Consider the following 20,908-nt stretch of genomic DNA (forward strand, 5'->3'; position numbering starts at 1 on the left):
CATACGCTCTGGTCAATTCCCGGCGGTTACTGACTGTTCCAACATCATCAGTGACGATTCGAACCCTTTAGAAATAAAAAAAGATACGTAGCTTGGTGAAGGCAATGGAACGATTAAACGATCGCTGGATACGCTGGATTGGGCTGCCGGTTCTGCTCCTGCTGGCTAATCTGGTCTACATTCGGGAGTACCAGTTTAGTGTAGGGCTGTATCTGGGCTGGTCGCTGCTGGGTATGGTGTACATCGGGTTGGTGTGGATGGGTTTAGACCGCTGGAGACAGTGGGCTCGACAGCGCTACACGGATATTCGTCAAACCACCCGGCGCGTCACGGTTTCGTTCCTGGGTTACGTAGTGATTACCGCCAGTGCGCAACTCGCTTTTTTAGTTATTACCCACTACACCCGCACCGCTCCCGTACCCGTTACGGCGGCTGTTGTCATTACTCATCTGGGCATTGGCCTGCTGGCTATCGTTGTCTTTGGAACAACCTACGAGGTAGCTTACTATTTGCGCCAATACCGCCGGACGATGGAAGAGGCTGACCGTATTCAATTGGCGAACCTGCAAAGCCAGTTCGACCAGTTGAAGAATCAGGTGAACCCGCATTTCCTGTTCAATTCGCTGACTTCCCTTTCCGCGCTGGTGGCGGCCGATCAGCAAAAAGCCAATGAGTTTTTGGACGAGTTAGCGGCTGTGTATCGGTATCTTCTGCAATCCAATACCATTCAGTGGGTTAGCCTTCGGGCAGAGATCCAGTTTATGCAGTCCCTGTTTTCTATTTTACGGGTGCGTTACGGAAAGGCCATTACGTTCACTGTAGCGGTTTCTCCAGACTGGCTGGAGACCTGCCTGCCGACCTATAGTTTGCAGGTTCTGGTCGACAACGCGATTCGCCACAACAGTATCCTCGTCGACAAACCATTACGTATTACCATTGCAACTATCGACTCTTGTGCCGCTATGAATGGTCAGCCCGCGGTGGTCGTGACCAATACGATTGCACCTAAAACGCTGCGCGTAGACAATCATCCGGGAGGCCTGCATCAGCTGGCCGAACGATTCGCTCTGCTGGCGTTGGCCGACCCGATCATCCACGACGACGGCAGGCTGTTTTCGGTTACTCTACCTCTAGTGTCCAGAACCGCCCCCGTATCGTAAGGAGCCTATGAGCAGGTTACCCCTAAACCGATTTACCCGGCAGGACACGCGCATTGCGGTCTGGATTCTGCCCGGCTACTTTTTGTTCATAAACGCGATGCTGTTTGGATGGCGCTATGTCGAACGATTCGATCTGTTTGTAGCGGCTACCTTGTGTACGGCAGTCGTCTGGACACCCGCTTATTTCATGCACGCCCTGCCGGCGGTTTATTTACGGCATCGTTTTCCGGCCATTCGACAGACGGGCATACGCCTGAGTCTGGCCCTGCTTATTCATGGGTTGATGTCATCGGGTACGTTTTTACTCTTGTTTTACGGCTATAAATGGGTGCAGTTTCCGGGCTATACGTTTTCGGGGAGCCGCCTGGCGTGGACCTTAGGACTTGGCCTGATCGGTAATCTGATCACGAATGTCGTTCACGAAGGATTCTATACGTTCGAGATGTGGGTGCAGGCGCTGCAACGCACGCAGAAGCTGAAGCAGACGAACCTACAGAGCCGACTGGAGGGGCTTAAACAGCAGGTTAATCCTCACTTTCTCTTCAACTCCCTCAATACGCTTTCGTCGCTGATCAACAAGGACAGTGAACGCGCCGAACGCTTTATTGATGAGTTAGCCAGCGTGTATCGGTATCTGCTTCAGTCGAACCAGGGTACGTTAACCGCTCTGGGAGAAGAGCTGTCCTTTATTCAGTCCTACTATCACCTATTGAAAACCCGATATGGCACTGGAATTAATTTGCAGGTACAGGTCGAGGCAACGTATCAGGATGCTCAATTACCCCCGCTGACATTGCAACTGCTGCTGGAAAATGCCGTAAAGCACAACGTGATCTTAGCCCATCGCCCGCTACAAATCTGCATTAGAATCACCGACGATGGACGCCTGCAAATCAGCAATACCCTGCAACGGAAGCCAGCCCGAGTTGTCTCCAACGGGGTGGGTCTGGCCAATATTGCCACTAAATACCAATTGCTGGGCCGGGGAGACCTGGATGTTCAGGAAACCGACACGACCTTCATCGTCACCATTCCGCTGCTCAACGGCCCCGATTCTCCGTAATTGACAAAAAAATATTTAACCGAAACCAACTCCCCTAAACTCCTCAGACAATGAACGTACTGATTGTTGAAGACGAAGAACTGGCCGCCGAAAAGATCATGGATCTGGTAACGCAGATCGATGCCTCCCTCCGGATTGTGGGCCTGACCGCCAGTGTACAGGCCTCCGTAGAGTGGCTCCAAAACCATGCAGCGCCCGACCTGATTCTGATGGACATTGAACTGGCCGATGGACAAAGCTTTGCTATTTTTGAGCAGATTGACGTAGACTCGCCTGTCATCTTTACCACTTCCTACGACGAATACGCGATTCGGGCGTTTAAGGTGAACAGCATCGATTATCTGCTCAAGCCCATCAGGCGCCAGGACTTGGAAGCCAGCCTGAACAAGCACAAAAAACTGCTTTCGGCAGGATCGGGGCGGGAAAGCAAAGTAGCCATTAGTGAACTGGCCCAGCAGTTGCGGGAGCAGATTCAACCCGTCGAGTACCGTAGGCGCTTTTTGGTGAGGCACCTCTCCCAGTGGATCCCCGTCGAAGTGTCGGACATTGCCTACTTCTATTCTGAAGATGGGATAAGCTTGTTCCGCACTGTTAAAGGTCAGAAATACCCGATTGACTACACCCTGGATGATCTGGAAACGATGATCGACCCATCGCAGTTTTTCCGGGCGAATCGTCAGTACATCATTCATATCAGTTCGGTAGTAAAAATACATCAGTACTTTAACTACAAACTAAAGCTTATCCTGCAGCCAGCCGCCGATGGCGAAGTGCTGGTCAGCCGCGACCGGTCGGGAGAATTTAAGAAGTGGATGGGTAAGTAGCCGGCTGAGTCAGTCCTTCCAAACGGCCAAAGTCCGTAGCAACCAGTGCCTGCTGGTCATACAGTGCAGGCAGGAAGAGTTCAAAATTGCCCACTTCCTCTACGTTATGCTTCAGCCAGGCATACCCCATTGCTTTGGTAAAAATGAACCGATGCATGAGGGGGTTGATCAGCCAGTTGCCCAACCGGCTTTCGTGGCCCACCTGCATCCGGGACCGGTACAGCGTGCCCCCCTCAGCCGGAATAAACCGGTGGGCCAGTCGAAACACTTCTACCCCGGCTATGCGCCGGACTAACGTAATGCCTTCCTCATCAAGCTTGATAACGTCTTCGGTACTGTCGATGAGGTGATTCTGGTTCTGGCCAAAGGCCTCGACAATTCTAAACCGAGCGCCCACGCCCGCTCCGCCACCGGGTGCCGGTTTCGCCAATTCCCAATGAATATGATCGAGCGGGTGCCAGACCAGGTATCGGGGGTACGTCTGGCCCTGGTATTGCATCGTACCGCCGATGTGGGTAAACCACCAGACCAGCATCGCGGGCGTTACGTCCTTAATCAAGTCGTGTTCAATGGTTAGCTCGAAGCTGCCATACGGTAAGACCCGAAAGGCAGTAGCTGCGCTGGAGAGTGGTTTCATGCGCCAGCCAGCAGGCCGGACAGAAGGAAATTGCCAGTTCATGGTTGATACGTTTGGTTGATGGTAACAGGATCACGCGGATACGTAATGAGCTATGAATCAGTTAGTGGCTCGTTCTGACGAACAACCGGTCGAATAATCAGTCGCGTACCTCCCTGATAGGTGAACAGGTGGTAGAGCCAGTTGGCCATCACCACGAGCTTGTTCCGAAAGCCAACCAGATGAGTAAAGTGAATCATCAGCCAGACGACCCAAACCGGAAAGCCCGTCAGGTGCAGATTGCCCGGAAAGTCACCGACAGCGCGGTTGCGGCCGATGATCGCCAGCGAGCCATAATCCAGGTAATTGAACGGACGAAGCGGTTTTCCCCGTTGCAGACGACGTAAATTCTGGGCCAGATGACTTCCCTGCTGCATAGCTGGTTGCGCTACGTTGGGGTACCCGTCTGGATAGTCGTCGGATCGCATCAGCGCGATATCACCAATTGCGAAAATATCTGGATAGTTCTCCAACTGATTGTAGCTGTTCACTTTATACCGGCTTCCGGCCAGTACAGAAGAAGGTAACCCCTCAAGTATTGCCCCGGTAACACCAGCGGTCCAGATCAGGGTGCGCGTTGGGATCTGTTCGTTATTACCCAACGTAGCATACTGGCCGTCATACTCCGTTACAATTGTGTTTAAACGAAGAATAACGCCCAGTTGATCAAGGTCACGATAAGTTGCCTCACTGGCCTGGCTCGACATGGTCGGCAACACCCGGTCATGCCCTTCTACCAGGTAGATTTGGACCAGCTTATGATCCATGTCCGGATAGTCGCCCGGCAGTACGTATTTGCGCATTTCGGCCAGTGCTCCCGCGAGTTCTACGCCCGTTGGTCCGCCCCCTACAATCACGATCGTCAACAATTGCTGCCGACTTGATACGTCCGGAGCCAGGCTGGCCTGCTCGAACACCTGCAATACCTGGCTGCGTAAGTCCAGGGCATCGGGCAGGCCTTTCATGGGGAAAGCAAACCGTCGGATTTGTTCATTACCGAAATAGTTAGCCCGCGTTCCCGTGGCAATCACCAGGTAATCGTAAGTCAATTCGCCAACGGATGTCGACACGGTTTTGGCAGCGCTGTTTACGTTCGTGACCTGCGCCACCCGAAAATAGAAGTTCGTTAGTCGCTTGGCAAAGAGCTTCCGGATCGGTTGGGCAATGGCGTCGGGTTCCAGATCAGCGGTGGCGACCTGATACAGCAGCGGCCAAAAACTAAAGTAGTTCTGCGCACTGAGCATAACCACCTGATAGTTGCTTCCGATAAGCCCTTTAGCAACATGGATGCCCCCAAAACCACCGCCAACAATAACGACTCTTGGTTTGGCCGTCCGGGGAATGTTCAGTGAATTTGTTTCTTGGTGTGTCATGATTGACAAGAGGAAGTAGTGGATCAGAAATCAACTTCATACACCCGCTTCAATTGCTGCTCGTTGATGCTGGGCGGCAGAAGCCGAAACACCCGGTTACGCAGCCAGGCCAGCAGGGGACGCTGCGTTTGAGCAATCTGGCCAATTCGCCGGGAGTTATCTATAACGTAGTGCGTGCGCTTGAGTCGCCGTTGCTCAAATCGCTGGAAAGCATCGGCCACCGAGCCGCTGCCTTTCAGCTCATCGGCCAGCACAACGGCATCTTCGATGGCCTGACAAGCGCCCTGCCCCATGTTGGGTGTCGTGGCGTGGGCCGCGTCACCGATCAGGACTATGTTCTTAAAGGCGTACTGCGGAATCGGTTTTAAATCGTAGATGTCGTTCCAAAGCAGCGTTTGCTGGCTGGAGCGGGCTAAAATGTCAGGAATCGGGGCGTGATACGTACCAAACAAGGTCAATAAATCCGCGATTGTTGATTGCCGCATCCGGGGGTCGTTGGGCTGCGCGTTGGTACAGGCGAACCAGTACAAGGCGTTATTGGCTAAAGGCACTAATCCGATTCGCCCGTTCGGCCCCCAGGTTTCTGTGGCTTCTGACAAATTCAGACCGCTGCTGTCGATAACCGACCGCCAGCACGTATAGCCTGCATACCGGGGTTGGCTACCGGGAACAAGCTGCTGCCGGATGGCCGAATGAATACCGTCGGCAACGATCAGATGGTCCGTTGCGTGCTCGGTCCCGTCGTCGAAATGCACAATGACCTGACCGGCGGGCTGGCTAACCCGAATCGCCCGCTTGCCCGCTCTAATCGGGGTGTCGCCCACTTGCCGCAACAGCTCCCGGTGCAATGCCACCCGGTGAATCGTGAAGTTATCGATACCATAGCGTTGGCTGATAACCCGGCTGTCGGTACGGGTAATCGTACGCCCGTCCTGATCCTGGATGACAAATGCGTCCAGCAGTCGCCCTGCCTGAAGAATAGGCTCGGCAATACCCAGTTTTTGAAATGCTTTGACAGCATTGGCGGCCAGCCCCAGTCCGGCACCCAGTGGTTTGATCGTGGGCGCAGCTTCGTAAACCGTTGGCTGAAGACCAATCTGCCGCAAGGCAACCGCCGTTGTTAGCCCGGCAATGCCCCCGCCGATGATGGTAAATTGCTTAGTTGTTTTCATGATGACCCGTGCAGATAATGACCGAATGATGTAACTACCCCACAACCAGGTTCGACGTGAGTTGGGTCAGCAGCTGATTATGCGAGTTGGCTGCAATGTAATCTCTGGATTCAATGGCTAGCTCCCGTAGCTTTTGCCAGTCGGCATGAACCAGTCTGCCGTTCCGCTTGAGTGCTTTGCCGCCCACAAATACCGAGTCGACATTCCCCGCATGACTCTGCAACACCACGGAACCAACGGGATTATTGACCGGACTTAGGTTGGGGGCGGTCGTGCGGATCAGAATCAGATCGGCCTGCTTACCAGGCGTCAGGCTCCCTGTCCGATGATCCATCCCTAACGCCTTCGCGCCATTGATCGTCGCCCATTCGAGTGCCTGCCGGGTGGTTAGAGATAAGGTTTCCGGCATTTGTCCTTTCCGGAGCTGCTCATCATTTTGCCGAGCGCGTTCGGTTTGCAGCGCGATTTTCATTTGAGAAAACAGATCTCCACCCGTAGCCGTCACAATATCAACGCCTAACGAAGGACTAATCCCGTGCCACAATGCCTTGCCCGTAGCCGGAAATCCCATACCCATCTGCATTTCAACTTCGGGCGTAATCGAGATGGAGCCGCCGGTATCCTTGATCAGGGCGAACTCATAGTCTGTCAACGCATTGCAATGAGCAAAATTCAGGTCGGGGCCCAGAAGGTCATGAGCAGCGAGCAACTCAATGGGTTTGACGGCCCCACCGATAACGTGCATGGATATACGTAGCCCCAAGTTACGGGCCCGTTCAATTTCCTGCCGTACCTCGGCCATTGATGACATTTCGGGTCCGCGAATTGCTAAAGCCATTGTTAACAAGCCCGTTTCACTTGCAAAATACTGCGTTTTCACCCGCTCGACATCGGTCAGTAGATGGCCGCTAAGCTGCGAAAAACCGTGGGCAAAAACGGCCCGTATACCGGAGTCCTGTAAGGCTCTGATGGCCGCGTCGGCGTTTTCGGGCGAGTTCATGATGTGCGACCAGTCCAGCAAGGTTGTGATGCCCGCATCAATGGCCTCAACAGCACCCAGCAGATTGCCCGCATACACATCCTGCGGCCGATAGACCGCGCCAATGGACGGAGACTGTCTATCGCCCAATACGCCGTGCATCCATTGCATGTATTGACCCAGCGTCAGGTCGGTCGTGGTACCACGAATCTGGCCCTGCCATACGTGCCGGTGCGTATCAACAAACCCCGGCATAGCAATCATGTCCGTGGCGTCAATGATCTCGCCATCAACCACGTCCAGATCGGGACCAATGGCGGTTATGGTATCATTCTCAATGAGAATACTAGCTTTCGAGAAATCGCCCAGCTCGTCATCGAGCGTTATGACTTGAGCGTTTTTGATGAGCAAACGATGGTTCATAGGTATTGTTGCGACTAAAGTAAAGACGTAGTAAGGGTTGGTAGGTTTAGGTGCGGTTGTGAGGGGTAGCTAAGCTGATTACCCCTCTTCAACTTACGCTAGACGTACTGAATGCCGTAACGCACTGAGGTTTCCAGAATCTGGTTCAGTACCTCCGCTGGCGGTGGTCCTATCGGGGCAGGGGGCAGAACGGCTTCGGGAGCTTCTTCGCTGAGTTCGTAAAAGAAGCCTTCGAAGTAACCGGGCGTCAGATACAGCAGGGCTTTGGCCGATGGAGTGATTACTTCAAAGGCGTGCGGAATCTGCCGGGGCATAAAAACCGTATCGCCCGGCTTTGCGTCGATTACCCGGTCGCCAACGGTAAAGCGCATAACACCTTCCTGCACGTAGAACAGTTCGTCTTCACGTTCGTGGGTGTGTCGGGGTGGCTCGCAGCCCCGGCGCAGGGTCACCTCGAGCAGGGAGAAGGCTCCGTCAGTTTGCTTTGTTGTTACTTTAAAGTTCATGAGATGGCCATTGTGCCACCGCAATGCGTCGGCCTGAAGGCCAGTCTGGGTTTGAGACGTTGTCATGGTTTAAAGAGACTTTGTTTGATTGAACGTCACAAAGGTGATCGGTACGTACGGCAGAACCGGGAGTAACTTCTACAAAACCTTCAAACTAAGCCTTGAAACCAGCAGAGGAGGGGGATGAAGCGAACCGGACAACCGGTACGTCGCTGTTGATAAGTTCTACTAACAGGCTCGTTATTCGCCGGGAGCAGACCGCTAAATTAGCGTGCATCGACATTAGGTAATACTGGAACCGGGCTGCAACTTTGTAGCAGGCCTGATTTCGAAAGCACCGATTACCACCCGTTACGTATCTTCTTTCGCAGCCTTGATTCCCATGCAGACGCGCTGGCAACGTTTCCAACACTGGCTACACAATATCGTTTTTGAAAATGATACATGGGCCGGCCGAACCTTCGACATTGCACTGCTGGTGCTGATTTTGCTTAGTGTCGTTTTGGTTATCCTGGAAAGCATTATCCCTCTCAATCAGCAATTTGGCACTTTCTTTTATGCCTTGGAATGGCTATTCACCGCCCTCTTCAGCCTGGAGTTTATTATCCGTCTTCTAGCCGTCCGCCATCCCTGGCGGTATGTGTTCAGCTTTTTCGGCTTCGTGGATCTGCTGGCCATACTGCCGGCCTATATAAGCCTGTTTTATTTTGGCGCTCACGAACTGGTCGTCATCCGGATCTTACGGCTGCTGCGCATTTTTCGCATTCTTAAATTGCAGGAATACACCCAGGCAGCCACTTTGCTGGCTACGTCCCTGCGGGAAAGCCGGGCCAAGATCACCGTTTTTTTCGTGGCTATTTTTACGTTGGTGATCATCCTGGGCTCCATGATGTACGTCGTAGAGGGACGTACAAATGGCTTTGAAAGTATACCCGTCAGCATTTACTGGGCGATCATTACCATCACCACAGTAGGCTATGGCGACATCGTTCCCAGCACCTCCATAGGGAAGTTTATTGCCAGCCTGATCATGATGCTGGGGTACGTCATCATTGCGGTGCCGACCGGCATTGTGGCCGTGAGTTTATCGGGCGTTTCAAGCCGTCAGCCCATTCGCCAGCAAGCGTGTTCGAGTTGCGGCCGGCAGGGGCACGATTCGGATGCGATCCACTGCAAATACTGCGGGCATCCACTTTCCAAAAGCCTGAATCCATGACCGAACCAGGTCGTTCCGGGCTTGGTTCAATAGACGGTTTCGACTCTAAGCGCTCATTGTTACTTCGGAGTCGTTCCGTGGTCAGCTTTGACAATAAAGGCTTACCCGCCTTTCCGCTCAGTTGCTTCGGCCACCGGTTCGGCTTTTACACGGTAGCGCAAATGAACGCCTATATTTTTACCGAATATCCGCTGGTGCACGTACTGACGCACAGTTTAATTGGAGAAACGAGACTAGAGTAGAACGTGTCTGTATCGGGCAGTCATTCATTACGAATTTCTCAATCCAACGAGGTTTACGTTATCTTTGCCCAGTTTTGTTCGCATCCCTCCCATGGCCCAATCTCTCAGCGTCCGCCATCTGGTGGGCATCAAAGACTTGACGGAGTCTGATATTCAATTAATTCTTGAAACAGCGGGTCAGTTCAAGGAAGTCATCAACCGGCCCATCAAGAAAGTTCCTTCGTTACGCGACGTAACGATCGCCAACGTTTTTTTTGAAAATTCGACGCGTACCCGGCTCTCCTTCGAGCTTGCCGAGAAACGACTGTCGGCCGATGTAGTGAATTTTTCAGCATCCGGAAGTTCGGTAAAAAAAGGCGAAACCCTGCTCGACACGGTCAACAATATCCTGGCCATGAAGGTCGATATGGTCGTGATGCGGCACAGCAGCCCCGGCGCTCCGCATTACCTCACCCAGCACATCAAAGCGAACGTAGTGAACGCGGGCGATGGCACCCACGAGCACCCTACCCAGGCGCTGCTCGATTCGTTTTCGATCCGCGAGAAGCTAGGCGACGTAGCGGGCAAACGTGTAGCTATTATCGGCGACATCACCCATTCGCGGGTGGCATTATCGAATATTTTCTGTCTTCAGAAGCAAGGTGCCGAAGTCATGGTTTGCGGCCCGAAGACGCTTATTCCCAAACACATCGACGCGTTAGGCGTAAAAGTTGGGCATGATGTGCGGACCGCGCTGGCCTGGTGCGATGTCGCCAACGTGCTGCGTATTCAGCTGGAACGGCAGCAGATCAAGTACTTCCCGTCGTTGCGGGAGTATTCGCTGTATTTCGGTATCTCCAAACAGATGCTCGATGAGTTGGACCGGCCAATCGTGCTGATGCACCCAGGTCCGATTAACCGGGGGGTTGAGCTAACGTCCGATGCGGCCGACTCGTCGCATTCTATTATTCTCGATCAGGTAGAGAATGGGGTAGCCGTACGAATGGCGGTGCTGTATCTGCTGGCTCAGTTGTAATACGCCATTTCTCGCCGGTTTTCGTTATATTTGACAAAAGCCCTTGATTATGGATCTGGAACTTCGCACCCTACATCCACCCCGTTACCGCGAATTCGACGATGATTTTTTCTTTGCCTTGTGCCAGGCCAACGAAACAACGAAGTTGGAGCGCGATGCAAATGGGAATATTATTCTTGTGCCCCCCACCGGAACAGAAACAGGACGTTATAACGCCGATCTATCTGGCGAAATATGGAGTTGGAATCGCCGTACCAAGCGCGGCCATGTATTTGACTCCTCGACCGGATTCAAACTAGCGAACTCCGCAGTTCGATCGCCAGATGTCTCCTGGGTGAGTAAAGAACGTTGGGATGCCATACCGGAAGCGGATCGACAGAAGTTTGCCCCCATCTGTCCTGACTTCGTCGTTGAAATCCGTTCCAACAGTGACGAGTTAAAGATCTTAAAGGACAAAATGGAAGAGTACCGCGACAACGGATGTCGACTGGGGTGGTTACTTGACCGGGCGGGTAAGCAGGTATTCATCTATCGCGAAAACGGTTCGATTGATATTCGTCAAGGGGGTGCCGTTACGTTATCGGGCGAGGATGTTCTACCCGATCTAACCATTCAGGTCGATTTGTAAGTCTTTGAAGCAGCCCGAACAAATACGTAAATCGTTCTGTTCTGCAAACGTGCCCGCTACGGATCAGCCAGTCACCTCTACAACTGAACAACAAACGAATGAAAGGCTTTCAATTCTCTGATTATATACCGCCTGAACAGAAAGAAGGCAGCAAGTTCGACCAACTGCTGAATATCTTTCAGCAACTGTTGCTGCTTACCGCTGGCGATGTCGAACAGGCGATGTCGTGGATGAACCAGCTCGACCGTCAATACGGCTTAACCGACGATAAATACGGTATCGGCAACTTCTTTGAAGACCTTAAAGAAAAAGGGTATCTGACCGAAGACAACGAGCAGGGACGTATCGTAATGACGCCGAAAAGCGAACAGACCATTCGCCGGTCCGCCCTCGAAGAGATTTTCGGCAAACTCAAACGCTCGAAGTCCGGTGGCAACCATAAGACGCCGTATACCGGAACGGGCGACGAGCTAAGCAGCGACCTGCGTACGTACCAGTTTGGCGATACGCTGGAGCAAATATCGATGACCGAGTCCATCAAAAATGCCCAGATCAATAGCGGGGTTGAAGAATTCACCCTGATGGAGCGCGACCTGGAAGTCACCGAAAAAGAGCAGAAAACGCAGACGTCGACGGTGCTGATGATCGACATTAGCCACTCGATGATTTTGTACGGCGAAGATCGGATTACGCCCGCCAAGAAAGTGGCGCTGGCGCTGGTTGAACTCGTGAAGCTCAAATACCCCAAAGACACGCTCGATATTGTGGTATTCGGAAACGATGCGTGGCAGATTCAGGCGAAAGACCTCCCCTATCTGGAAGTTGGCCCGTATCACACCAACACGGTTGCCGGGCTGGAACTGGCAATGGACCTGTTACGTCGGCGTAAGAATAAGAACAAGCAAATTTTCATGATTACAGATGGGAAACCGACCTGTCTGAAAGAAGGCATCAAATACTACAAGAACTCGTTTGGCCTCGACCGGAAAGTTGTCAGCAAAACGCTGACATTAGCGGCCCAATGCCGTCGGTTAGAGATTCCGATCACGACGTTCATGATTGCCTCCGATCCGTACCTGAAGCAGTTTGTGCAGGAGTTTACGAAGGTGAACAACGGACGAGCCTATTACAGCGGTTTGCAGGGTCTTGGCAACATGATGTTTGAAGATTTCCAGCGCAACCGCCGGAAGAATATTAAGTAATGCACGTTGCCATCACGGCTGGTCGGATGAATCTACGTTATCTAAAAGTCGGGGCGCTTGTCCCGACTTTGTTTTTGCTCTTTAGTATGACAACTGATGCGGTTAGTCAGTCCCGGCCTGGTCTTACTGACTCGTTGACAACCTACCTGCGTCGACTACCGGCTAGCGCCAGAGTAAGTATCGCGGTAAAATCGCTGGTCGACAGCAGCGTCGTGTTCAATCATCGGGAGAATGAACGGGTGCCTTCGGCCAGTGTCATTAAGCTGCCGATTCTGGTTGACGTGATGGAGCGGGCAAAGGCGGAAACGCTTGATCTGGACGACATGCACATCCTGACCGATTCCGAAAAAACGGGGGGCGATGGCGTCCTTAAAACGTACCCGCACCGCAGCCGGATCAGCTACCGGGACCTGCTTCGGCTGATGATGGTATACAGCGATAACACGGCAACGAATATCTTTATCAACGAACTGGGCCGCGACGCCATCAACCAGCGGATCCGAACGCTGGGGCTAACGCAAAGTCAGTTGAATCGGGTGATGATGGATACGCTGGCGGCCAAACAAGGCCGGGAGAACTACGTAACGGCGCACGAAATGAACCGGTTGCTGGAGAAGATCTATCGCCATCAGGTTGCTACGCCTGCGCTTTGCGATCAGATGATTGGCATTCTGAAGCAGAACGAAGACAGGCAAACCATTCCGCGGCTGCTGCCTAAAACCACGGTCGTTGCGCACAAAACCGGTACGTTGGCGTATGTCCGTGGTGATGCGGGCATTGTGTACGCGAAACACCCGTTTCTGCTTTCTGTCTTTGTACAGGGTATTCCAACGTCCGAAGCTGAGCGAACGATTGCGGAGATTTCATTAATCTGTTACAACTATTTTTCGCATCAATGAACACCTTCGCCAAGCAGGCCATCACTTATTACCACGCTCTTGCAGCTCCTCAAAATTTACCTCCGGACGTTGGCGTGATGAACCCCTATGAGAAGCCCGAAGTGCAGCGTATCGTTGCGGAGTTTTATACAAAATTTTACAGCGACACGAAACCCCGCGTTTTCATACTGGGCATTAATCCCGGTCGCTTTGGGGCCGGAGTTACGGGCATATCGTTTACTACGCCCCAGAATCTGCGCCGGTACTGCGGAATCGCTAATGACCTTGCGGATACGCCCGAACTGTCGAGTCGGTTCATTTATCAGGTTGTCGAAGCTTTTGGTGGCGCAGAGGAGTTTTACGGCCGCTTCTTCCTGACCTCGCTTTTTCCGCTAGCCTTAACGAAGGATGGAAAGAATTATAATTTTTACGACGACAAGAGTACTACGGCGGCTTTGTGGCCAGCCATTACAGAGACTATTCAAACTCAGTTACGGTTTGGAGCCGACCGGAACGTAGCTGTTTGTTTAGGTCGTAAAAACGAAACGTATCTGCGTCGGCTCAACGAACAGCAGGGCTTTTTCGGCCGTATCGTTACGCTCGATCACCCACGGTACATTCTCCAGTACAAAACCAGAGACCTGCCAATTTACCTGGAGCGGTACATTGCTACGCTGCATGAATGCACAGAAGGAACATAAAAAAGAGGCCCATCGTGCGATGGACCTCTTTTCAAAGAGAATCCTTTCGACTATGCTTTTGTCAGTTCCATAGTAACGGTATACGTTTCTTCAGTACCGTCACCATCAAAATCTTCCTGCTGCTTGCTTGACAGTTTCAGTACGTTACCACTTACGGCCGTATCATATACCGTCACCTCATTTCCTGAAGTAATGGTCATTTTATTACCGTCCAGCTTCCAGTTTGAATTGTCTTCGACGGGATTCATGTCTGAAGAGGCATCACAGCCAGTTCCGGCGACTCCGGTGATTTTGCCATTGCTGTTAAAAGTAATTTTGGTTGTTGTCAGGCAGGTAACAGCCTCTTTACCCACTCCACCAGGTAAATTCTGAAGGTAAGCAAGCAGGTCGGTAACTTTGTTACCATTGCCATCATCAAAACCGGGATTAACTTTATAGCCTGAGATTCTCCAGGTTCCTTCAACCGAAGACCCACCTCCTCCAGGCGTAACGATGTCGGTGCCATCTTTCTTACAGCTTCCAAACCACAGTGGCATCGCCACTACTAATGCCCAGGTGAAAAGGCGGGTAAAATTCATCGCTTTCATAAGAATTTGTGTTATGCTGTTATAGTGATTGTTCGAATACTTGTCAAAAGTAGAACGCCAGGGCAAGGTCACCAGCAGACAACTGTGTGAACAGCACGATACTGCGCCTGAACTGTCATTTCCCCCTTGTGAACTGGAAGGACGTAATGGGTCATTACCTCAGAATCGCCCCGAAGCCGGGTAAGCAATACACGGAGAAGAAATAAGTGGAGCAAAGAAAGACCGTGATGAAACTTACGGCGTACGGTTTACCTTTGCGAAGTTTGTGTCATACAATCGGTCCATACAATGCTGGTAACCACTACGCCCAATATTGAAGGTAAACACATCAAACAGTACGTTGGCTTAGTCAATGGGGAGGCCATTATCGGAGCTAATCTGGTAAAGGATTTCTTTGCTAACATCCGCGACGTAGTCGGGGGGCGCTCTGGCGCTTATGAGCAGGGACTACGCGAAGCGAAGAGTATTGCCATCAAAGAGATGGTTGACCAGGCCACCCGCCTGGGGGCCAACGCCGTAATTGGTGTCGATCTGGATTATCAGACCATCGGGGGCAGCGGCTCTATGCTCATGGTTTCGGCAAACGGAACAGCGGTAGTAGTCGAGTAACCGGCTTTGCTGGTTCCAAATACATCAGCTATAAAACATCCCTACGATTCCCAACGGATCGGGAGATCAGTCCGGTGCGCAATTTTGGGTTGCAATCTACACTGCGATAGCGCCATACGGTGTCTTTCTGAACGGATAAAAGCAGAAGGCCTGGTCCCGCCAGGCCTTCTGCTTTTATCAGGAATCTACGCCTTTTACAATCCTAAAGTTGACAGGTTGATCAAATAGCCTACGGACAACGTAGCAACTTTTGTCTTATCGTCGTCACTGGCATTTTTTGCGTTGTTTCCTAACCCGTAGTTAAAGCGCGCTTCGACCAAAAGCGAACCGGGGCCTATCGGAGCTACGGCTCCAACACCGGCCGCAACTCCGTAAATTAATCGACCATCTGTATCCTTATCAAAAGTCGTTTTCTGCGTGTCTGATTGGGTCCCTAAGGTGGTCTTCGTTTGAGCACTCAAGCCATAATAAATAAACGGCCCGGTATTCACAAACAATTGAATGCCGTGGCTGAACTCGCCAAACGAATATTTCAGCAATACCGGAACCTCAACGACATTGATGGTAGAACCGATCTTAAGCTCCTGGCCTCTGAAACTTCCCTTGTATTGTGATCCTAACTGGGTATACGAAACCTCGGGCTGGATGGAGAATGACTTGTCAAACGCATAATTGATCACTAAGCCAGCCGTGACCCCAGGAGCGTATTGGGCTTTGGCTGAGATTCCCTGTTGATTAACGTCATCACCTTTATCGAGGTATATATTCCCTCCAAGCCGTAGCCCAACCGACAAATCTGAAGCGATTGAAGACGTTTTGTTATCCGTACTCGCTGCGTTCGCCGAACGGGAAGGCTGAACCCGCTGCGCAGGAACGCTGACGGCAATGAGTAGTAAATGACAGATAAACAGTGTGATTTTCATAACGTCAAACGCGAATGATCAAACATATGGACAGTTGCATTGCGCGACAATACTACGTCTTTCGCTTTTGTATACAATCCCACTAGATAAGACGCGTACTATCCTAACAAAACAGCACCCCATCTGGAGTGCTGTTTTGTTACCGAAACTGATCAGTCAGCTTAGTACCGATCGTCGTCCTCGTCTTCTTCCTCTTCACCGAATCCGTTGTTTGGATTGAACATGGAGCCAAGCAGATCTTTAAACGACTGGCCTGTATCCATCGCCTTCTTACCAACCAGCGAGTGTTCGGCCAAACCGTGTAAGGCAAACTCCATCATGAATAACTTTTCCGATTTGCTCAGGCGTGCGTGAAACTGATCCACTACGTCATCCAGACCATCGATTGTTTTCAGACGGGCTTCGTAGTCGCGGTTGGTCAGATCGTTCAGAATATCCATCGTATTGCCGTCACCAAACCAGTCGGTAACTTTCTTGTACGGATTGCCGCGTTTGTCTTTCTTGGCTTTCTCGGGGTTGGGGAAGTATTGCAGAAACTGATTCCGGATGGCTTTCCCGATCAGGTTCTGCGCCACAATAACAGGGCCTTCGACTTCGCCTTCGTACACCAGTTCCACTTTACCGCAAATGGCCGGCACTACGCCGTACAGATCGGCAATACGTACATAGGTTTCTTTTTCGCCGTTGAGCAGCGAGCGCCGTTCGGCCGAAGACAACAGGTTTTCGTAGGCCGAAATTGTCATACGAGCCGATACGCCACTTTTCGCGTCTACGTACTCACTTTCGCGCGCTTCGAGGGCAATCTGTTCAATCAGATCGGCAATCAGGTCGTTGGTTTTCACCATACCTTTCTGCTCGGTCTTCACAATGGCCTCCTGCATGGTGATCTTCTTACCAATCTCGATCGACTTCGGATAGTGCGTAACGATCTGCGAGTCGATCCGATCTTTTAAGGGCGTTACAATGCTGCCCCGGTTGGTATAATCTTCCGGGTTGGCCGTAAACACGAACTGAATGTCGAGCGGCAGCCGAAGCTTAAAGCCCCGAATCTGAATGTCGCCTTCCTGTAAAATATTAAAGAGCGATACCTGGATACGGGCCTGCAAATCGGGCAGCTCGTTGATGACGAAGATACAGCGGTGCGACCGGGGAATCAGGCCGAAGTGAATGGTCCGTTCATCTGAATAGGGCAATTTAAGCGTAGCGGCCTTGATCGGATCAACGTCCCCAATCAGGTCGGCGACCGATACGTCGGGCGTTGCGAGCTTTTCGGTATACCGGTCGTTCCGGTGCATCCAGGCGATTGGGGTCTGATCGCCTTTCTCGGCAATCACATCCAGCGCATAGCGGGACAGCGGCTGCAGGGGATCATCGTTCAGTTCCGACCCGGCCACCACCGGAATGTATTCGTCCAGTAAATTGACCATTAACCGGGCAATCCGGGTTTTCGCCTGCCCGCGCAACCCCAGCAGATTGATGTGGTGCATAGACAGAATGGCCCGTTCCACATCCGGAATAACGGTATCTTCGTACCCCCAGATACCCGGAAAAACAACTTCTTTCTCTTTAATTCGGTCAATCAGGTTGTCCCGCAATTCCTGCTTGATTGAGCGGGGTTCGTACCCGGCGGCTTTTAACTCGCCAAGCGTAGTGATCGTCAATAATTTTGATGATTTCAGGCTGCGGTAGTTCATTGGGCGTTTTTGAGTGTATAACGGCTGATGTAACGTATACGATAGAGGCCTGATTGTGCGTATGTATAAGACAGCACAACGGCACTGCCGGGTGGTTACATCGTCCACTAAACCTAACAGGCTTTCGAAAGAAATGGTTTTTAGACAGTCAAAATGACTAATTTTACCCTTCCTCTACGAATGTCTGCGCCCGCTGCCGGTTGCTTCTGCCGTTTATGAAAACGACTTTACCTCTTTTTATCGCGTTCCTTTTTATCATCAGTTTGTCGGGCTGCCGCATTCAGAAGAGCCCACCCGAATTAACGGGATTAACACCCAGGCAGGCATTCGTTGATGAGCCCGTTACGTTAAATGGGTATCAGTTTGGCAAGTCGCCCGTAGTCACGTTTGGTTCGGCGGGTTCAGCCGTAACGGCCAAAGTCGCCAGCAGCGACGACAACACCATTCGGGTACTGGTACCGCTGGTGCCGCCGGGCTCCACACAGGTGCGGGTGCAAACCGACGAAGGCTTGTCTGACCCGCTTCCCTTTCTGGTTCAGCAACCTGCGCCCGCTATAGCCGGTATAAACCCAGGCAATGGCCTGCCCGGCACAACCGTCGAACTCACGGGCGCTTACCTCAACCAGGTCAAATCAATCAAATTCGCCGGGATTAATGCAACCGTAAAAGACAGTTCGGCCCAAAAGCTGACGGTTGTCGTACCCGCTACTGTACCGCGCGGCTCTATCGGAATCAATATTGAAACGGCGGGGGGTGTCGTATCGGGGATCTTTATCGTTGCCGGAACGCCCCAGATCACCAGCATATCGCCCAAACAGGCGAAACCGGGTTCGGAACTCATCATTCAGGGGACCAACCTGCTGGACGCCGTAGTTTACATCAACGAGTTAGGCACCGACCGCAGTCAGACGACCATTAAAGACAACGAAATCCGGACGATGATTCCGACGAATGCCAAGTCGGGCCGGGTAACGGTCAGGGTATTTGAGAAGCTGGTGGCGGTCAGCACCGATAGCCTGCAAATTATCCAGCGACCTGCCATTGCCAGCCTGAGCAGCCGCGATGGGGTCGCCGGGGATAAACTGATTCTGACGGGCGAGAGCCTGCGGGACGTAACGTCGGTTACGTTCGGTACTACGTCGGTTAACTTCCGCGTTCTGAGCGATACACAGATTGAAGCTACCGTACCAGCCTTTACAACATCGGGCAACGTAACAATATCGGCAACCAGCGTAGGCGGTGTGGCTACGGCTGCCGATCCGTTCTTTTTCTATTTAGCGCCGAGCAACATTTCGGTTAACCTCGCCCGGCAGTTACGTGGTCGGCCGATTACTATTACCGGGCAGAATCTGTATCGCATCCAGGAAGTACGCATTGGTACCATCGCCGTTCCAATCACCGACCGCGTCGAAGGCTCTCAGCTGCTGGTGAACGTACCGACGAACGGGGTTAGCGGCCCGGTTACAGTAGTTAACCGCGCTGGCTCAGCCACGACCGCCCGGCCGCTGGTGGTGGTACAGAATCCGGTTATTACCGACATTATTCCGGCCAGAGCTCGTTTGGGCGAGCGGATAGTGCTGCGGGGTGACTTTTTACTCGATGCACAGATTTTTTTTACCGGCACCAACGTACCGGCCGTTGATGCAGGAAAAAACGAAGATACCGAGCGTTGGGTATTAGTGCCGAACGATGCCCAGACAGGGCCGCTACGTATTGTGAATGCAACCAACGATGGAATCCTTACGACACCCTTTACGGTGCTACGGTTGCCGTCGGGCTTGGACTACACGCCTAAATCAGCCAAAATTGGTGAGGACATTGTGATAACAGGTCAGAACCTGGCTTCCATTCAGGCCGTACGCTTTAGCAGTGGCTCATCTGTACCGGCGAAGTTTATTATCAACGGTAACTCATTGATCGTTATGGTTCCGGTCGGAGCGGCTACGGGGCAGATCTGCTTAACCAATGAAGCCGGTACGGCCTGCACAACCTCAAACTTTACGGTGTTCAAATAGCCAGAACAGCAACGGCCGGCTCCTCTCTTCAACTGGAAAAGAGGAGCCGGCCGTTGCTGTAAGAGTACTATTGAACTGATATTACATCGCCTTCAACTGCCTGACCAGCACTTCATTGATCCGGACGTAGCTTTCGTGCGTCCATCCCGCTACGTGTGGAGTTAGGATAACTCGGTCCGACTGGCGCAAGTAGTCGAAAGCCGTTTGCTGCTCGGGGGTTAGCTTGTTCAGCTTTTCGTTTTCCAGCACATCCAGGCAGGCCCCGCGAAGCTTACCGCTTTCCAGCCCTCGCACAACGGCCGACAGCGACGCGATTTCACCCCGCGCGATGTTGATCAGGTAAACGGGTTTAGCAAGCTGTTCAATGAACGTATCGTTGATCATCATCCGAGATTCGTCAGTCAACGGAATGTGCAGACTTAGGACGTCGGCTTCGGCCATTACCTGCGCCATTGTCGCTTCCTGCGCCCATTCGTCGCCGTAATTCGTCAGATACTTGTCGTAGGTCAGCACGCGGCACCCAAACCCACTCAACCGCCGGGCTGTAGCACGTCCATTATTACCGTATCCGACAATGCCCACCGTCAGGCTCCCAAGTTCATAGCCCCGGTTACCTTCCCGATCCCAGATACCCTGTCTCACTTCGCGGTCGGCTTTGAGGATATTGGCCAGCAAAGCCAGCAGCATACCCACTACGTGTTCAGCAACGGCATCGCGATTACCCTCTCCGGCGTGAAAAACGGCAATCTTCCGTTGCTCGGTGGCCTCTAAATCAATAAGATCCAAGCCAGCGCCCGCCCGCCCGATGTAGCGAAGGTTGGGAGCCTGGGCAAGCAGTTCTTCATCAACCGTAGTCTTACTGCGAATGATCAGCCCTTCAAATGGATAAAGTTGTTCGAGCAAACCGGCCCGCGTAATTTTAGGTTGATAGGCATAGGTGAAGCCAGCTTCGTCGAGCATGGCAAACAGCGACGGGTGCATCTCGTCGGCAATCAGAATGAGGGGCTGATTCTGGGACATCC

The 20,908-nt window shown here is 52.2% G+C and carries 20 protein-coding genes; 11 read left to right on the forward strand and 9 right to left on the reverse strand.

Features of this window, described 5'->3' with window-relative positions; all coding sequences use genetic code 11:
* The first annotated feature begins 104 nt into the window (after nucleotides 1-104).
* Genes ACYVBJ_RS25635 through ACYVBJ_RS25645 form a run of 3 tightly spaced genes read left to right on the forward strand, consistent with a single transcriptional unit; the run spans nucleotide 105 to nucleotide 3,047 of the window.
* Complete coding sequence (locus tag ACYVBJ_RS25635) at nucleotides 105-1,160, forward strand: sensor histidine kinase (protein ID WP_460985138.1); 1,056 nt, start codon at nucleotides 105-107, stop codon at nucleotides 1,158-1,160.
* Nucleotides 1,161-1,167: 7 nt separating this feature from the next.
* Nucleotides 1,168-2,223 (forward strand): sensor histidine kinase, encoded by a 1,056-nt coding sequence (locus tag ACYVBJ_RS25640; RefSeq protein WP_460985139.1) that lies wholly within the window; start codon nucleotides 1,168-1,170, stop codon nucleotides 2,221-2,223.
* Nucleotides 2,224-2,273: 50 nt separating this feature from the next.
* Nucleotides 2,274-3,047: a LytR/AlgR family response regulator transcription factor gene (locus tag ACYVBJ_RS25645; RefSeq protein WP_460985140.1), complete on the forward strand. Its 774-nt coding sequence runs from the start codon at nucleotides 2,274-2,276 to the stop codon at nucleotides 3,045-3,047.
* Here the strand turns inward: ACYVBJ_RS25645 and ACYVBJ_RS25650 are convergent.
* The 5 genes from ACYVBJ_RS25650 to ACYVBJ_RS25670 form a co-directional block, all read right to left on the reverse strand.
* The gene (locus ACYVBJ_RS25650; RefSeq protein WP_460985141.1) at nucleotides 3,025-3,726 is read right to left on the reverse strand and encodes a DAPG hydrolase family protein; all 702 of its coding nucleotides are present in this window, start codon (nucleotides 3,724-3,726) and stop codon (nucleotides 3,025-3,027) included. The two genes, ACYVBJ_RS25645 and ACYVBJ_RS25650, sit on opposite strands and share 23 nt — an antisense overlap.
* A 50-nt stretch (nucleotides 3,727-3,776) precedes the next feature.
* Nucleotides 3,777-5,096 carry an NAD(P)/FAD-dependent oxidoreductase gene (locus ACYVBJ_RS25655; RefSeq protein WP_460985142.1) on the reverse strand — a complete coding sequence of 440 codons (1,320 nt, stop codon included), beginning with the start codon at nucleotides 5,094-5,096 and terminating at the stop codon, nucleotides 3,777-3,779.
* A gap of 23 nt (nucleotides 5,097-5,119) precedes the next feature.
* The gene (locus ACYVBJ_RS25660) at nucleotides 5,120-6,268 is read right to left on the reverse strand and encodes an FAD-dependent monooxygenase (protein WP_460985143.1); all 1,149 of its coding nucleotides are present in this window, start codon (nucleotides 6,266-6,268) and stop codon (nucleotides 5,120-5,122) included.
* Between the two features lie 34 nt (nucleotides 6,269-6,302).
* Complete coding sequence (locus ACYVBJ_RS25665) at nucleotides 6,303-7,670, reverse strand: amidohydrolase family protein (protein ID WP_460985144.1); 1,368 nt, start codon at nucleotides 7,668-7,670, stop codon at nucleotides 6,303-6,305.
* Between the two features lie 98 nt (nucleotides 7,671-7,768).
* Nucleotides 7,769-8,242 (reverse strand): cupin domain-containing protein, encoded by a 474-nt coding sequence (locus tag ACYVBJ_RS25670; RefSeq protein ID WP_460985145.1) that lies wholly within the window; start codon nucleotides 8,240-8,242, stop codon nucleotides 7,769-7,771.
* 316 nt (nucleotides 8,243-8,558) lie between these two features.
* Between ACYVBJ_RS25670 and ACYVBJ_RS25675 the strand changes: the two genes are divergently transcribed.
* From ACYVBJ_RS25675 to ACYVBJ_RS25700, 6 genes are all read left to right on the forward strand, one after another.
* Nucleotides 8,559-9,392 (forward strand): ion transporter, encoded by an 834-nt coding sequence (locus ACYVBJ_RS25675; RefSeq protein ID WP_460985146.1) that lies wholly within the window; start codon nucleotides 8,559-8,561, stop codon nucleotides 9,390-9,392.
* A gap of 333 nt (nucleotides 9,393-9,725) precedes the next feature.
* On the forward strand, nucleotides 9,726-10,649 hold the full coding sequence (locus ACYVBJ_RS25680; RefSeq protein ID WP_460985147.1) for an aspartate carbamoyltransferase catalytic subunit: 924 nt from the start codon (nucleotides 9,726-9,728) through the stop codon (nucleotides 10,647-10,649).
* A 49-nt stretch (nucleotides 10,650-10,698) separates the two neighbouring features.
* On the forward strand, nucleotides 10,699-11,277 hold the full coding sequence (locus ACYVBJ_RS25685) for a Uma2 family endonuclease (RefSeq protein WP_460985148.1): 579 nt from the start codon (nucleotides 10,699-10,701) through the stop codon (nucleotides 11,275-11,277).
* Between the two features lie 98 nt (nucleotides 11,278-11,375).
* The gene (locus ACYVBJ_RS25690) at nucleotides 11,376-12,479 is read left to right on the forward strand and encodes a vWA domain-containing protein (protein WP_460985149.1); all 1,104 of its coding nucleotides are present in this window, start codon (nucleotides 11,376-11,378) and stop codon (nucleotides 12,477-12,479) included.
* Nucleotides 12,479-13,378 carry a serine hydrolase gene (locus ACYVBJ_RS25695; protein ID WP_460985150.1) on the forward strand — a complete coding sequence of 300 codons (900 nt, stop codon included), beginning with the start codon at nucleotides 12,479-12,481 and terminating at the stop codon, nucleotides 13,376-13,378. The genes ACYVBJ_RS25690 and ACYVBJ_RS25695 overlap by 1 nt, the downstream gene beginning before the upstream one ends.
* Nucleotides 13,375-14,058 (forward strand): uracil-DNA glycosylase family protein, encoded by a 684-nt coding sequence (locus ACYVBJ_RS25700; protein ID WP_460985151.1) that lies wholly within the window; start codon nucleotides 13,375-13,377, stop codon nucleotides 14,056-14,058. Before ACYVBJ_RS25695 ends, ACYVBJ_RS25700 begins: the two co-directional genes overlap by 4 nt.
* A 50-nt stretch (nucleotides 14,059-14,108) precedes the next feature.
* Here ACYVBJ_RS25700 and ACYVBJ_RS25705 read toward each other — a convergent pair whose 3' ends face one another.
* Nucleotides 14,109-14,645 carry a lipocalin family protein gene (locus ACYVBJ_RS25705; protein WP_460985152.1) on the reverse strand — a complete coding sequence of 179 codons (537 nt, stop codon included), beginning with the start codon at nucleotides 14,643-14,645 and terminating at the stop codon, nucleotides 14,109-14,111.
* 288 nt (nucleotides 14,646-14,933) lie between these two features.
* Between ACYVBJ_RS25705 and ACYVBJ_RS25710 the strand changes: the two genes are divergently transcribed.
* Nucleotides 14,934-15,254, forward strand: a complete 321-nt coding sequence (locus ACYVBJ_RS25710; protein ID WP_460974969.1) for a heavy metal-binding domain-containing protein — start codon at nucleotides 14,934-14,936, stop codon at nucleotides 15,252-15,254.
* A 194-nt stretch (nucleotides 15,255-15,448) separates the two neighbouring features.
* Here the strand turns inward: ACYVBJ_RS25710 and ACYVBJ_RS25715 are convergent, their stop codons facing one another.
* On the reverse strand, nucleotides 15,449-16,177 hold the full coding sequence (locus tag ACYVBJ_RS25715) for a porin family protein (RefSeq protein ID WP_460985153.1): 729 nt from the start codon (nucleotides 16,175-16,177) through the stop codon (nucleotides 15,449-15,451).
* Between the two features lie 161 nt (nucleotides 16,178-16,338).
* Nucleotides 16,339-17,871 (reverse strand): P-loop NTPase family protein, encoded by a 1,533-nt coding sequence (locus ACYVBJ_RS25720; protein ID WP_460974966.1) that lies wholly within the window; start codon nucleotides 17,869-17,871, stop codon nucleotides 16,339-16,341.
* A 215-nt stretch (nucleotides 17,872-18,086) separates the two neighbouring features.
* Here ACYVBJ_RS25720 and ACYVBJ_RS25725 point away from each other — a divergent pair, with 215 nt between their 5' ends.
* Entirely contained in the window at nucleotides 18,087-19,886 is a 1,800-nt protein-coding gene (locus ACYVBJ_RS25725) for an IPT/TIG domain-containing protein (protein WP_460985154.1), read from the forward strand.
* 81 nt (nucleotides 19,887-19,967) lie between these two features.
* Here the strand turns inward: ACYVBJ_RS25725 and ACYVBJ_RS25730 are convergent, their stop codons facing one another.
* Nucleotides 19,968-20,906, reverse strand: coding sequence for an NAD(P)-dependent oxidoreductase (locus tag ACYVBJ_RS25730; protein WP_460985155.1), 939 nt, complete (start codon nucleotides 20,904-20,906; stop codon nucleotides 19,968-19,970).
* Between the last annotated feature and the right edge of the window lie 2 nt (nucleotides 20,907-20,908).

It is taken from the genome of Spirosoma fluminis (genome assembly GCF_054778895.1).

Bases quoted from the DNA above. Each gene is read 5' to 3' on its own strand.
- ACYVBJ_RS25635 (WP_460985138.1), top strand. From the start codon at position 105: ATGGAACGATTAAACGATCGCTGGATACGCTGGATTGGGCTGCCGGTT.
- ACYVBJ_RS25640 (WP_460985139.1), top strand. From the start codon at position 1,168: ATGAGCAGGTTACCCCTAAACCGATTTACCCGGCAGGACACGCGCATT.
- ACYVBJ_RS25645 (WP_460985140.1), top strand. From the start codon at position 2,274: ATGAACGTACTGATTGTTGAAGACGAAGAACTGGCCGCCGAAAAGATC.
- ACYVBJ_RS25650 (WP_460985141.1), bottom strand. From the start codon at position 3,726: ATGAACTGGCAATTTCCTTCTGTCCGGCCTGCTGGCTGGCGCATGAAA.
- ACYVBJ_RS25655 (WP_460985142.1), bottom strand. From the start codon at position 5,096: ATGACACACCAAGAAACAAATTCACTGAACATTCCCCGGACGGCCAAA.
- ACYVBJ_RS25660 (WP_460985143.1), bottom strand. From the start codon at position 6,268: ATGAAAACAACTAAGCAATTTACCATCATCGGCGGGGGCATTGCCGGG.
- ACYVBJ_RS25665 (WP_460985144.1), bottom strand. From the start codon at position 7,670: ATGAACCATCGTTTGCTCATCAAAAACGCTCAAGTCATAACGCTCGAT.
- ACYVBJ_RS25670 (WP_460985145.1), bottom strand. From the start codon at position 8,242: ATGACAACGTCTCAAACCCAGACTGGCCTTCAGGCCGACGCATTGCGG.
- ACYVBJ_RS25675 (WP_460985146.1), top strand. From the start codon at position 8,559: ATGCAGACGCGCTGGCAACGTTTCCAACACTGGCTACACAATATCGTT.
- ACYVBJ_RS25680 (WP_460985147.1), top strand. From the start codon at position 9,726: ATGGCCCAATCTCTCAGCGTCCGCCATCTGGTGGGCATCAAAGACTTG.
- ACYVBJ_RS25685 (WP_460985148.1), top strand. From the start codon at position 10,699: ATGGATCTGGAACTTCGCACCCTACATCCACCCCGTTACCGCGAATTC.
- ACYVBJ_RS25690 (WP_460985149.1), top strand. From the start codon at position 11,376: ATGAAAGGCTTTCAATTCTCTGATTATATACCGCCTGAACAGAAAGAA.
- ACYVBJ_RS25695 (WP_460985150.1), top strand. From the start codon at position 12,479: ATGCACGTTGCCATCACGGCTGGTCGGATGAATCTACGTTATCTAAAA.
- ACYVBJ_RS25700 (WP_460985151.1), top strand. From the start codon at position 13,375: ATGAACACCTTCGCCAAGCAGGCCATCACTTATTACCACGCTCTTGCA.
- ACYVBJ_RS25705 (WP_460985152.1), bottom strand. From the start codon at position 14,645: ATGAAAGCGATGAATTTTACCCGCCTTTTCACCTGGGCATTAGTAGTG.
- ACYVBJ_RS25710 (WP_460974969.1), top strand. From the start codon at position 14,934: ATGCTGGTAACCACTACGCCCAATATTGAAGGTAAACACATCAAACAG.
- ACYVBJ_RS25715 (WP_460985153.1), bottom strand. From the start codon at position 16,177: ATGAAAATCACACTGTTTATCTGTCATTTACTACTCATTGCCGTCAGC.
- ACYVBJ_RS25720 (WP_460974966.1), bottom strand. From the start codon at position 17,871: ATGAACTACCGCAGCCTGAAATCATCAAAATTATTGACGATCACTACG.
- ACYVBJ_RS25725 (WP_460985154.1), top strand. From the start codon at position 18,087: ATGAAAACGACTTTACCTCTTTTTATCGCGTTCCTTTTTATCATCAGT.
- ACYVBJ_RS25730 (WP_460985155.1), bottom strand. From the start codon at position 20,906: ATGTCCCAGAATCAGCCCCTCATTCTGATTGCCGACGAGATGCACCCG.